This window comes from Tepidibacter formicigenes DSM 15518, from assembly GCF_900142235.1.
Taxonomy (GTDB): domain Bacteria; phylum Bacillota; class Clostridia; order Peptostreptococcales; family Peptostreptococcaceae; genus Tepidibacter; species Tepidibacter formicigenes.
The window spans coordinates 1-12,795 of record NZ_FRAE01000007.1; the positions used below are offsets into that span (position 1 = coordinate 1).

A 12,795-nucleotide genomic window follows, 5' to 3' on the forward strand; every position below is an offset into this window, starting at 1 on the left:
ATGGGAGCTGATAAGAACCAATTCATGAAAGCTTTAATTGAAGCTGAAAAATATGATGGACCATCTTTAATAATAGCTTATGCTCCATGTATCAACCATGGTTTAAAAGAAGGTATGGGACGCACTCAAGCAAATACAAAAGAAGCTGTTGAAGCTGGATATTGGCATTTATATAGATACAACCCAGAATTAAAAGAGCAAGGAAAGAATCCATTTATTCTAGATTCTAAAGAGCCAAAAAAAAGCTTTAGAGATTTCATAATGAAACAAGTAAGATATACATCACTTCAGAAAGCTTTCCCAGAAATAGCAGAGGAGTTATTTGTTAAAGCTGAAGAAGATGCGAAAGAAAGATATGAAACTTACAAAAAAATGGCTGAACAGGCTTAATAAATAAGAAAAGAGAAGCAAAAATTGCTTCTCTTTTTTATACATTAAATCTAAATAATATTACATCTCCATCTTTGACTTCATAATCTTTTCCTTCAAGTCTAACTAGTCCTTTTTCCTTAGCTGCATTCATTGTTCCGACGTTAACTAAATCTTCATAGGCTATAGTTTCGGCTCTTATAAATCCTCTTTCAATATCAGAGTGAATTTTTCCACCAGCTTGAGGAGCTTTAGTTCCTCTTTTTATAGTCCAAGCTCTAATTTCTTTTGGACCTGCAGTTAAGAAACTTATAAGTCCAAGTAAAGAATAAGAAGCTTTTATCAATTTATCAAGACCAGATTCAACTAGTCCTAAATCTGATAAAAATTCTTTCTTTTCATCTTCTTCAAGTTCAGCTATTTCGGCCTCTATTTGAGCACATATAACAACTACCTGTGCGTTTTCAGAACTTGCAAACTCTCTAACTTTTTCAACCATAGGATTATCAGCACCATCATTTGCAAGATCATCTTCAGAAACGTTAGTAGCATAAATTACGGGTTTAGAAGTTAAAAGATTTAATTGTTTTACAAAAGCTTTTTCATCATCAGTAAATTCCATTGTTCTAACACACTTATTATCCTCTAAAGTTTCTTTTATTTTATTTAATAAATCTAGTTCAGAAAGAAGAGATTTATCAGCCTTAGCTGCTTTTTGCGTTTTTTGAATTCTTCTTTCTAAAACTTCAATATCTGAAAATATAAGTTCAAGATTTATTGTTTCTACGTCTCTTAAAGGATCAACAGATCCATCTACGTGAACAACATTTGGATCTTCAAAGCAACGAACAACGTGAATTATAGATTCTACTTCTCTTATATGAGATAAGAATTTATTTCCAAGACCTTCTCCTTTACTTGCTCCTCTAACAAGTCCTGCTATATCACAAAATTCTATAGCAGTAGGAACAATTTTTTCAGAATTATATATTTCTTTTAATTTATGTAGTCTTTCATCTGGAACTGCAACTACACCAACGTTAGGTTCTATAGTACAGAATGGATAATTTGCTGATTCTGCACCAGCTTGAGTTATAGCATTAAATAAAGTACTTTTTCCAACGTTAGGTAGACCTACTATACCTAGTTTCATTTAAATCTTCCTTTCATTTGTTATTTATAATAATAAGTTTTTTCAAAACTATTTAAAACATACAGAAAAATTATAACCTATATGATAAATACATGCAATATTAGAAAAAACTTAAGTAAGATTATATAGGAGTTTATAATTTCCTAATTATTATAAAATTACTTAATTATTTTTCTATAAAAAACAAAAACTAAGTTAAAGGAGGGATTATTTTGAACAAAAAATATATTATATTTTTAGGTGTTTTCTTATTAATTATAATTTCTATTTGTGCATGTACTATGAAAGCAACTGCTAATAAATCTATTAAAAAATCTAATGTAATAGCTTCTCGTATTTCAAATTTAGATCCTATAAATAAAGTGGATATATTAATTAGTAAGAATACAGCATTAGTTGCTTTAGATTTAAAAGATAAGGAATTATTAGGAATAACTACTAAAAAGAGATTAAGGGATGAAATAAAAAAAATAGTAAAAGATTCAGATTCAAAAGTAGAAAATATATTTATAACATCCAATTCAAATATTACAAAAAAGATAATTAATATATCAAAAAATATAAATAGAGGAAAAAAAGTTAATTTAGATTGGGAAATTGAAAATATAGTAAGAAATTTTATACCTAATATATAAAGAACAGGACTTTCCTGTTCTTTATTTTTTTTAATTTCATATTTTTATAACGAGTAGAAATTTATATGGAGGATTAAAATGTATAAAAAAATAATTTTAGGACTTTGTTTTTTTAGTATGTTTATATTTAATAATTTCTTAGAAAATATATTTATAATTGCTTTTGTTATAGGGATGTATAACTTATTTTTGAATAAGGACTTTAAAAATTTATTTATAGGTTTTATTTTAGCTCACTTTATACTTAATTTTTTAGTGATAGTATTTTTTCAAGATAGATTAGAATTAAAAGAACTAGAATCAACTGATAAAAGAGAAAATAAAACAGCAGTTGTATTAGTTTATGATGGAGAAGATAAAAAATATAATTTAAAACAAAGGGCAAGAGAAATATATCAAAGAAATAGACTTTATTCATTCTTAAATATGAATTATAAACTATATAAATATAAGAATATGTATCAAGATTTAGGATCAAGTCAATTTAAAAATAAATCATATATTACAAGAAACAGTTTAAGTGAAAGGCTTGGAAAAAATTACATAGTAGTAAATAGTAATTTATATACTACTCCATATATAGAAGAAATACTAATAGATTTAGTAAATAAGGGCTATAAAGATATAATATTATGTCCTATTTTTTTTACTGAAGGAAAAGACTATGATTTATTAAGAAAGAGAATAAATAATATGGGAATATTAAAATATGAAATTAATATTAAGCTTACAGATTTATTTTGGAACTCTCAAGTTTTAGCAAAAGTCTATAAAAATAAAATATTAGAATCTATAGACAATAAAGATAAAACTATAGGAGTACTGTTAGTAGGACTTGAGGAGAAAAATAATTTAGAGGAAGATATAATTTTTAGAGAAAAGATAAAAAAATATTTAAAAGATGAAAAAATATATGATATTAAAATAAAATTACCTCTTTTAGAAAATCATAAAAAGGATATAATAAAAACAGGGGATGAATTACTAGAATATGGTATAGATTCTCTTTGTTTAGTAATACCAACATCTTTGTTTGAAACTGTATATATTAGAACTTTAGCTGAGCATATACTTGAAAAGTTAGATATACCAAATGAAACTAGATTTCATTACATAGGACCCTTTAATGAAGATGAGGTATTTATAGATGAATTATATAAAAAAATAAAGTTAGCTGAAAATGAAGGAGGTAATTAAATTGGATAATGTAGAAAGAATAAACTTAGGTAATGGAATTAATTTGACCTTTATAGATACTAATAAATTTAAAACTAATTTAGTTAGTGTATATATTCAAAGACCTCTAGACAAAAAAGAAGTTACTAAAAATGCTTTAATTCCAATTGTATTAAAAAATGGAAGTCAAAATTATAAAAGTCAAAGAGAAATATCTAGAAAGTTAGATAATTTATATGGGTCTAGTATTTTTGCTGATGTAACAAAAAAAGGAGAGAGACAAATTTTAAGTTTTAAGTTATTAGTAACTAACGATTCTTATTTGGATGAAGATATATTTGAAGAAGGATTAAAATTTTTAAATGATATAATAAACAATCCTCTAGTAGAAGAAGATGGCTTTAATAAAGAATATGTAGAAATAGAAAAAAACAATCTAAAAGATAGGATAAGATCAAGAATAAACGATAAAAGTAAATACGCTTTAGAAAGATGTATAGAAGAAATGTGCAAAAATGAAAAATTTAGCATAAATGAGAATGGTTATGAAGAAGACTTAAATTCAATAGATAAAAAAAATCTTTATCAACATTACAAAAATATAATGAAAACATCACCTATAGATATAGTGGTTGCAGGAAATCTTGATAAAGAAAAAGTAATTAAAAATATAAAAAATATATTTAAATTTGAAAGACAAAAAAATATTATAACTATACCTAGAGAAGAAATATATAATAATCCTAATACTGTAAAAAATATATTAGATAAAATGGATGTAACTCAAGGAAAAATAGTTCTGGGATTTAGAACAAATATAGATTTTAAAGAGGAAAAATATTATTCATTAATGGTTTATTCTAACATATTAGGAGGAGGCCCTCATTCAAAGTTATTTATGAACGTAAGAGAAAAAGCAAGCTTATGCTATTATGTATATTCTATGGTTGAAAAATATAAATCAATAATGTTCATATCCTCAGGAATAGAAATACAAAATTATTATAAAGCCTTAGATTTAATTAAAAATGAAGTTAGCAAAATGGAAAAAGGAGAAATTTCACAAGAAGAAATTGAAAATAGTAAAAATTCTATAATAAATTCTATAAGATCTGTTAGTGATAGTTTAAACAGTCTTTCTGATTTTTATTATAGTCAAGGAGTAAGTGGATCAAATGAAACTTTAGATTCTATTATGAAAAAAATAAGAAAAGTTACAATGGATGAAATTGTAGATGTTTCGAAAAGTATAAAGTTAGATACTATTTATTTTTTAAGAAACTAAAGGAGGCATATTATGAAAAAAATATTTAATGATATATTAAAGGAAGAAATATATTATGAAAAATTAGAGAATGGATTAGACTTGTTTTTTATGCCTAAAAAAGGATTTAATAAAAAATATGCTGTATTTGCTACAAAATATGGTTCGAATGAACTTGAATTTATTCCTATTGGAGAAAAAGAAAAGGTTAGAGTTAATGAAGGTATAGCTCATTTTTTAGAGCATAAAATGTTTGAACAACCAGATGGAGGAAATGCTTTTGATCGTTTCTCAGAGCTTGGAGCAAGTGCAAATGCTTATACTAATTTTACAATGACAGCATACCTTTTTTCAGCAACAGATAATTTTTATGAAGCATTAGAGCATTTAATAAATTATGTTCAAACTCCTTATTTTACTGATGAAAATGTGGAAAAAGAAAAAGGTATAATAGAGCAAGAAATAAAAATGTATGATGATAATGCAGATTGGAAAGTATATTTTAATACATTAAAAGCAATGTATGTAAATAATTATACTAAAATAGATATAGCAGGCACAGTAGAAAGTATATATAAAATTACAAAAGATGAGCTTTATAAATGCTATAATACCTTTTACAATCCATCGAATATGGCTTTATTTGTAGTAGGAGATTTAGAATATGAAAAGGTTATGGATGTAGTGAATAAAACTATAAAAACAGATACTAAAGTTTTAGGCGATATAAAGAGATTTTATCCAAATGAGCCTGATAATATAAATCAAAAAGAAATAATAGAAAATTTATCTGTATCTATTCCTATGTTCAATATAGGTTTTAAAGATATAGATGTAAATAAAGATGGAGAAGAACTTTTGAAAAAAGAAATAAGTACAGAAATAATATTAGATATGATATTTAAAAAAGGAAGTTCATTGTATGAAGAGTTGTATTTAAATAGGCTAATAAATGAGAGCTTTGGATGTAATCATGTCTCACAAATAGATCATGGGTATACTATTATTGGTGGAGAATCTAAAGAACCTTATAAAGTAAAAGATACTATTTTTAAGTATATAGAAAAATATAAAAAAGAAGGACTGAGTAAAGAGGATTTTGAAAGAATTAAGAAAAAGAAAATAGGAATGTTTTTAAAATATTTTGATTCAGTAGAGTTTATAGCTAATAACTTTATATCATATAAATTTAGAAATATAAATTTAATTGATTATTTAGAGGTTTTAAAGAAAATACAATTTGAAGAAGTAATTAAAAGGTTTGAAAATCATTTTAAAGAAGAATACTCCGTTATATCTATCGTTAATCCTAAATAATAAATTGAAAAGCCCTATTATGACTTTAATTAACTTTAATAAAATCAATATTATGATATAATAAAAGCTAGGTTATACCTAGTTTTTATTATATGGAGGTAATTAATTATGAATCCTATTGCTTTTACTATTTTTGGAATAGACATTAGATGGTATGGAATACTTATATCTACAGGGATAATGATTGGTATATTCCTAGCTCTTAAAGAGGCAAAGAGAGTAAGTATTAATGAGGAAAAACTATTAGATTTATTTTTAATAGCGATTCCATGTGCGATAATTGGAGCAAGAACTTACTATGTAATATTTAACTGGGATTACTATAAAGGTGATTTATTTAAGATTATAAATATAAGAGGTGGAGGTCTTGCAATACATGGTGGAATAATAGGAGCAGTACTTGTTGGATATTTATATTGTAAAATTAAAAAAATGAATTTTCGCAAAATATTAGATTTAACTGCTCCAAGTATAGCTTTAGGACAAGCTATTGGAAGATGGGGTAACTTTATAAATCAAGAAGCTTATGGAAGACCTACGAATTTACCTTGGGCAATTAACGTAAATGGAGTAAATGTTCATCCAACTTTTTTATATGAATCTATTTGGGATTTTTGTTTGTTTTTATTTTTAATGTGGCTTAGAAAAAATAAAAAATATGATGGTCATGTATTTATATGTTATGCTATTATATATTCTATTGGTAGGTTTTTTGTTGAAGGATTTAGAATTGATAGTTTGATGTTAGGGACATTTAGAATGGCTCAAGTTATTAGTATAATATTTATAGTACTTGGTAGTATAGTTCATATTAATTTGAAAAATAAAAATAAATTATAATAAATAATTTAACCCATAGATTTTTGTTTAAAAAATTTATGGGTTAAATTAAGTAACGAAGGAGGAATAATATGGAATTTAATCATGTATCTGTGCTTTTGAATGAATGTATAGAGAATTTAAACATAAAACCTAATGGAATATATGTGGATGGAACATTAGGTGGAGCAGGTCATTCTTCTGAAATAGTAAAAAGGCTAGGAGATGGTGGGCTTTTAATTGCTTTCGATCAAGACATAAATGCAATAACTGTTGCAAAAGAAAGGCTTAAAGATTACTTAGATAAGGTAAGATTTATACATACAAACTTTGTGAATTTAAAAGAAGAACTTTTAAATATAGGAATAAATAATATTGATGGAATATTACTTGATTTAGGGGTATCTTCTCATCAACTAGATGAAAGAGAAAGAGGATTTTCTTATATGCAAGATGCACCTCTTGATATGAGAATGGATATAAGAAATTCTTTTACAGCTGAGTATATAGTAAATAATTATAGTGAAGATGAAATAGAAAAAATTATAAGGCTTTATGGAGAAGAAAAATGGGCTAGAAGAATTGCAAAATTTATAGTTGAAGAAAGAAATAAAAAAGAAATAAAAACAACGGGAGAATTAGTAGAAATTATAAAAAAAGCTATACCTAAAAAAGCTAGAATAGATGGACCACATCCAGCAAAAAGAACATTCCAGGCATTAAGAATAGAAGTAAATAATGAACTTGATATAATTGATAAAACTATAATTGACGCTGCAAATATGATGAATACTGATGGAAGAATCTGTGTTATTACTTTCCATTCTTTAGAGGATAGAATAGTTAAAAATGTATTTAAAGAATTAGCCATAAGTTGTGTTTGTCCTAAGGAATTTCCTATTTGTAGATGTGAAAAGGAGCAAGTTGTAAAAGTTATAACTAGAAAACCAATAATTCCAAGTAAAGAAGAGATAGAAATGAATCCTAGATCTAGAAGTGCAAAGCTTAGAGTAGCTCAAAAAGTTTAATTTTTTTGTTCAAGGGGGAAGAGAATGAAAAAAAATACTAAAGTAAGCAGTTTAGAAGAGTATAGAAAGAAAAAATTAGATCGTATTAATTCTCATAAAAATAATCTTAAAAAGAAAAAAAATAGAAAATTAAATATTTTGAGTATTTTTGGTTTATTTATACTTTGTATTATAATAATTTTTATGTATAGATATTCTATTGTTTCTAGTTTGAAATATGAAGTCCAATCTTTAAATAAAGAGTTGGAAAATAAGAAAAATAAGAAAAAACAGTTATATTTAGAACTGGATAATTTAAGTAAAAGTGGTTTTATAGAAAAAGAAGCTAAAGAAAGGATTAATATGATTTATCCAACAGATGAACAAACTGTTTATATAAAAGTAGATTGATTGTAAGGGGGGCTAAGTCTTTGTCTAAGTTTAATATTAAGAGTAAAACAAGACTAGTTGTTCTTCTATTCTTCGTATGTTTCTTATTCTTAGGATTAATAATAAGAGTAGGATATTTACAAATAGTAAAAGGAGATTGGTTGAATGAAAAAGCATTATCGCAACAAACAAGAGATATATCAGTTGAACCTAAAAGAGGTACTATTTATGATAGAAAAGGAAAGGAACTTGCAGTAAGTGTTATAAAACACACAGTTTGGGCAAAACCTTCTGAAATAAAAGATAAAAGAGAAACTTCTAAGGTACTTGCACAAATATTAGATGAGGATGAAAATGAAATATATAAAATAATAAATGAAAATAAGCGTTTAGTTAAAATTAAAAGATGGATAGATGATGATAAAGTAGATAAAATAAAAAAATCTAAAGTTAAAGGAATTTGGGTTTCAAAAGACAATAAAAGGTATTATCCATATGGAAATTTTGCAGCACATATATTAGGGTATGTTTCAGCTGATAACTCAGGTGGTTCAGGAATTGAGCTTGAATATGACAAGGATTTAAGGGGGCTTCCAGGAAGAAATATAATAAGTACAGATGCTTCAGGTAGAAAAATTCCATACGGAGATGAAAAATATAATGAACCAAAAGATGGATTGGGAGTTGTACTTACTATAGATGAGGTTATTCAGCACTATGCTGAAAAAGCAGTGGATGAAGCCTTACAAATAAACAAGGCAAAAAAAGTACATGCAATAGTAATGGATCCAAAGACAGGAGATATTTTGGCAATGGTATCAAAACCAGATTATAATCCTAATGACCCTAGAACTCCAATATATCATATTTTTGAAGAAGAACTTTCAAAATATGAGGAAAAAGAAAAAATAAAAGGCTGGTTTAAAATGTGGAGAAATCCCATAGTAAATGATGTGTATGAACCAGGTTCTACTTTTAAATTAATTGTTGCTTCAGCAGGACTTGAAGAAGGGGTTGTAACACCAGAAGAAGAGTTTTATGATAAAGGATATATTGATGTTGCAGGTAGAAGAATAAAAGATGCTATTTATCCAAGAAGCCATGGAAAGGAAACTTTTGCTCAGGCTATTCAAAATTCATGCAACCCTGTGTTTGTTGAAGTGGGACAAAGATTAGGAGTAGATAAACTTTATGATTATATAAATGCTTTTGGATTTACACAAACTACAGGAATAGATTTACCAGGAGAAGGACAATCTATTGTTTATAATAAAAAAAATGTAGGACCAGTTGAGCTTGCAACAATATCTTTTGGACAAGGGATTTCTGTTACACCTATTCAGTTAATTACTGCTATAAGTGCTATAGCAAATGATGGAGAGCTTATGAAGCCAAGAGTTGTAAAAGAGCTTGTAGACTCTAAAGGCAATGTAGTAAAGAAATTTGAGCCAGAAGGTATAAGGCGAGTTATATCTGAAGAAACATCTAAAACATTAAGAAAAATAATGGAAGCTGAAGTTGTAGATGGAGGGGGAAATAAAGCATATATACCAGGTTATCATGTTGGAGGTAAAACTGGAACTGCGCAAAAGGTTATAAATGGGAGATATGCAAAGGGTCGTTATATATCATCTTTTGTTGGAATAGCACCCGCAGATAATCCTAAGGTTGTTGTTTTAGCAGTAGTAGACGAACCTAATGTAGAAAGCTATTATGGTGGTATCACAGCAGCGCCTATAGTAAAAGAAATTATATATAATACTTTAAGATATTTAGATGTAAAACCTACATATACAGAAGAAGAAAAAAAAGGTCTTGTGAAAGAAGAAACTATAGTACCAGAAGTTAGAAATTTAAAGATTCAAGAAGGAGGAAAAGTACTATTAGAAAATAAACTTAATTACATGGTTGAACCTAATGTTCATATAAGTGGAAATGAACGTATCATAGACATGTTTCCAAAACCCGGAGTTAAAGTTCCGATAGAATCTAATATAACACTTTATATTGAAACTTCTAAAGGTGAGAATAATGAAATGTCAAAAGTTAGTATTCCTGACTTTAGTGGTAAAACTATAAAAGAAGTTGCAAATATAATTCAAGGATTAGGACTCAAATTAAAACCTATAGGAAATGGAAAAGCAGTAAATCAAAATCCACTACCAAATTCTCAGGTGGATATAAACTCTATAGTTACTGTTGAATTTAAATAAACAATTAAAAAATATAATATGAGTAAAAAGGCAATGTATAGTAATGTACATTGTCTTTTTTGATTAAAAATATAGTAAACTAAGTAGTTAAAAGGAATATACATACAAAAAAATGAATATTAATTATAATGACAAAGACAATTTTGTTAAAAAAATTAGTGAACTTATGAATAAAGTATATATATTAAAGTTGATTAATTGTAAGGGGGGCAAAATTTTTGTCTAAATTTAGTATTAAAACCAAAAAAAGATTGGTTTTTGTTTTGGTTTCTGTGTGTATTATATTTTTAGGACTAATAGTAAGAGTGGGGTATTTACAGTTGGTGAAAGGAGATTGGTTAAGAGAAAAAGCTTTATCTCAACAAACAAGAGATATACCTGTTGAAGCTAAAAGAGGTACTATTTATGATAGAAAAGGAAAGGAACTTGCAGTTAGTATTACTAAAAATACAGTTTGGGCAAAACCTTCTGAAATAAAGGATAAAAGAGAGACTGCTAAAGTACTTGCAAAAATACTAGATGAAGATGAAAGTGAAACTTATAAAAAGCTAAGTAAAAATATGGCATTAGTTAGAATTAAAAGGTGGGTAGACGATGATAAAGCAGTACAAATAAGGAAATTTAAGATTAAAGGGATATGGATTGCTGAGGACAATAAAAGGTATTATCCATATGGAAATTTTGCTGCTCATATATTAGGGCATGTCTCTGCTTATAATGAAGGGGTTTCGGGGTTGGAACTTAAATATGATAAATATTTAAAAGGAATGCCGGGAAGGCTTGTAATAAGTACAGATGCTTCTGGTAGAGAGATTCCACATGGAGATGAAAAGTATCATGAACCAAAAGATGGTTTAGGCGTTGTACTTACTATAGATGAAGTTATTCAGCATTATGCTGAAAAAGCAGTAAGTAAAGCTTTAGAAATAAATAAAGCAAAAAGAGTACATGCAATAGTAATGGATCCAAAAACGGGAGATATATTAGCGATGGTATCAAAGCCAGATTATGATCCTAATAATCCAACAACCCCAATATATTCTAGTTTTGAAGAAGAATTATCAAAGTATGATGAAAAGAATAAAATAAAAGGCTGGTTTAAAATGTGGAGAAATCCTATCGTAAATGATACATATGAGCCTGGTTCAACTTTTAAACTAATTACTTCAGCGGCAGGACTTGAAGAAGGAGTTGTAACACCGGAAGAAGAATTTTATGATAAAGGATATATAATTGTTGCAGGTAGAAGAATAAAATGTTGGAGGCATTATAGACCTCATGGGCAAGAAACATTTACTCAAGCTGTTCAAAATTCATGCAATCCTGTATTCGTTGAAGTTGGTCAAAGACTGGGTGTAGATAAGTTTTACGAATATATAAATGCTTTTGGTCTTACAAAGCGTACAGGAATAGATTTTCCAGGAGAGGAAAATGGTCTTATTTACAATAAAAAGCATGTAGGACCAGTTGAACTTGCAACAATGTCTTTTGGGCAAAGTATTTCTGTTACACCTATTCAGTTAATTACTGCTATAAGTGCTATAGCTAATGATGGAAAGCTTATGAAGCCTAGATTAGTTAAGGAATTTATAGATAGTAAAGGTAATGTAGTAAAAAAATTTAATTCACAAATGGTAAGGAAGGTAATTTCCCAGGAAACATCTAAAACACTTAGAGAAATAATGGAATCTGTGGTTTCTCAAGGATCAGGTAAAAAAGCGTATATACCAGGTTATCATGTTGGAGGTAAAACTGGAACAGCACAAAAAGTTATAGATGGAAGGTATGCTAAAGGTCGTTATATTACTTCCTTTGTAGGAATAGCTCCAGCAGATGATCCTAAGGTTATTGTTTTAGCAATAGTTGATGAGCCAAATGGAGAAAGTCAATTTGGTAGTACGACAGCAGGACCTATAGTAAAAGAAATTATATATGATACTTTAAAATACTTAGATATAAAACCTAGTTATACAGAAGAAGAAAGAAAAAATCTTGTTAAAGAAGAGGTGGTGGTGCCAGAAGTTAGAAATTTAAAACTTGAAGAAGCTGGAAAAATATTGTTAGAAAATAAGTTTAATTTTACAGTTGAACCTAATATATATGCTAGTGGAGAAGAGCGTGTTATAAGTATGTTTCCAAATCCTGGGGCTAAAGTGCCGATAGAGTCTAATATAATACTTTATGTTGAAAATTCTAAAGATGAGAATAGTAAAATACCAAAAGTTGTTCTTCCTGACTTAACTGATAAAACTGTAAAAGAAGTGGCAAATATACTAAAGGAGTTAGGATTAAAATTAAAGCCTATAGGAAATGGAAAAGCAGTAAATCAAAATCCACTACCAAATTCAGAAGTGAATATAAATTCTGTAATTACTGTTGAATTCAAATAAACTATCAAAAAAAGATAAATTATTATATAATTAAAAAGGCAATGTATATAAAAATGCATTGC

At 27.3% G+C, this 12,795-nt stretch carries 10 protein-coding genes and 1 pseudogene; 10 read left to right on the forward strand and 1 reads right to left on the reverse strand.

What is annotated here, in order from left to right:
• Positions 1-390: pseudogene (locus tag BUA77_RS01510) on the forward strand (pyruvate:ferredoxin (flavodoxin) oxidoreductase); the annotation flags it as partial.
• A 37-nt stretch (positions 391-427) separates the two neighbouring features.
• Here BUA77_RS01510 and ychF read toward each other — a convergent pair.
• Positions 428-1,522: a redox-regulated ATPase YchF gene (gene ychF, locus BUA77_RS01515; RefSeq protein WP_072886647.1), complete on the reverse strand. Its 1,095-nt coding sequence runs from the start codon at positions 1,520-1,522 to the stop codon at positions 428-430.
• Positions 1,523-1,734: 212 nt separating this feature from the next.
• Here ychF and BUA77_RS01520 point away from each other — a divergent pair, with 212 nt between their 5' ends.
• From BUA77_RS01520 to BUA77_RS01560, 9 genes are all read left to right on the forward strand, one after another.
• Positions 1,735-2,157 (forward strand): YhcN/YlaJ family sporulation lipoprotein, encoded by a 423-nt coding sequence (locus BUA77_RS01520; protein WP_072886648.1) that lies wholly within the window; start codon positions 1,735-1,737, stop codon positions 2,155-2,157.
• A gap of 78 nt (positions 2,158-2,235) precedes the next feature.
• Positions 2,236-3,354 (forward strand): hypothetical protein, encoded by a 1,119-nt coding sequence (locus tag BUA77_RS01525; RefSeq protein ID WP_072886649.1) that lies wholly within the window; start codon positions 2,236-2,238, stop codon positions 3,352-3,354.
• A gap of 1 nt (position 3,355) precedes the next feature.
• Positions 3,356-4,618: an EF-P 5-aminopentanol modification-associated protein YfmF gene (gene yfmF / locus BUA77_RS01530; protein WP_242939063.1), complete on the forward strand. Its 1,263-nt coding sequence runs from the start codon at positions 3,356-3,358 to the stop codon at positions 4,616-4,618.
• Between the two features lie 12 nt (positions 4,619-4,630).
• Entirely contained in the window at positions 4,631-5,914 is a 1,284-nt protein-coding gene (gene yfmH / locus BUA77_RS01535; protein ID WP_072886651.1) for an EF-P 5-aminopentanol modification-associated protein YfmH, read from the forward strand.
• A gap of 108 nt (positions 5,915-6,022) precedes the next feature.
• Positions 6,023-6,754: a prolipoprotein diacylglyceryl transferase gene (gene lgt / locus BUA77_RS01540; protein WP_072886652.1), complete on the forward strand. Its 732-nt coding sequence runs from the start codon at positions 6,023-6,025 to the stop codon at positions 6,752-6,754.
• A 71-nt stretch (positions 6,755-6,825) separates the two neighbouring features.
• Positions 6,826-7,761, forward strand: a complete 936-nt coding sequence (gene rsmH / locus BUA77_RS01545) for a 16S rRNA (cytosine(1402)-N(4))-methyltransferase RsmH (protein WP_072886653.1) — start codon at positions 6,826-6,828, stop codon at positions 7,759-7,761.
• A 24-nt stretch (positions 7,762-7,785) separates the two neighbouring features.
• A complete protein-coding gene (locus tag BUA77_RS01550) occupies positions 7,786-8,151 on the forward strand; it encodes a septum formation initiator family protein (RefSeq protein WP_072886654.1) in 366 nt (121 codons plus the stop codon).
• 20 nt (positions 8,152-8,171) lie between these two features.
• The gene (locus tag BUA77_RS01555) at positions 8,172-10,343 is read left to right on the forward strand and encodes a stage V sporulation protein D (protein WP_072886655.1); all 2,172 of its coding nucleotides are present in this window, start codon (positions 8,172-8,174) and stop codon (positions 10,341-10,343) included.
• A 218-nt stretch (positions 10,344-10,561) separates the two neighbouring features.
• Positions 10,562-12,733 (forward strand): stage V sporulation protein D, encoded by a 2,172-nt coding sequence (locus BUA77_RS01560; protein ID WP_072886656.1) that lies wholly within the window; start codon positions 10,562-10,564, stop codon positions 12,731-12,733.
• The last annotated feature ends 62 nt before the right edge of the window (positions 12,734-12,795 follow it).

Bases quoted from the DNA above. Each gene is read 5' to 3' on its own strand.
- rsmH (WP_072886653.1), top strand. From the start codon at position 6,826: ATGGAATTTAATCATGTATCTGTGCTTTTGAATGAATGTATAGAGAAT.
- yfmH (WP_072886651.1), top strand. From the start codon at position 4,631: ATGAAAAAAATATTTAATGATATATTAAAGGAAGAAATATATTATGAA.
- BUA77_RS01550 (WP_072886654.1), top strand. From the start codon at position 7,786: ATGAAAAAAAATACTAAAGTAAGCAGTTTAGAAGAGTATAGAAAGAAA.
- ychF (WP_072886647.1), bottom strand. From the start codon at position 1,522: ATGAAACTAGGTATAGTAGGTCTACCTAACGTTGGAAAAAGTACTTTA.
- BUA77_RS01525 (WP_072886649.1), top strand. From the start codon at position 2,236: ATGTATAAAAAAATAATTTTAGGACTTTGTTTTTTTAGTATGTTTATA.
- lgt (WP_072886652.1), top strand. From the start codon at position 6,023: ATGAATCCTATTGCTTTTACTATTTTTGGAATAGACATTAGATGGTAT.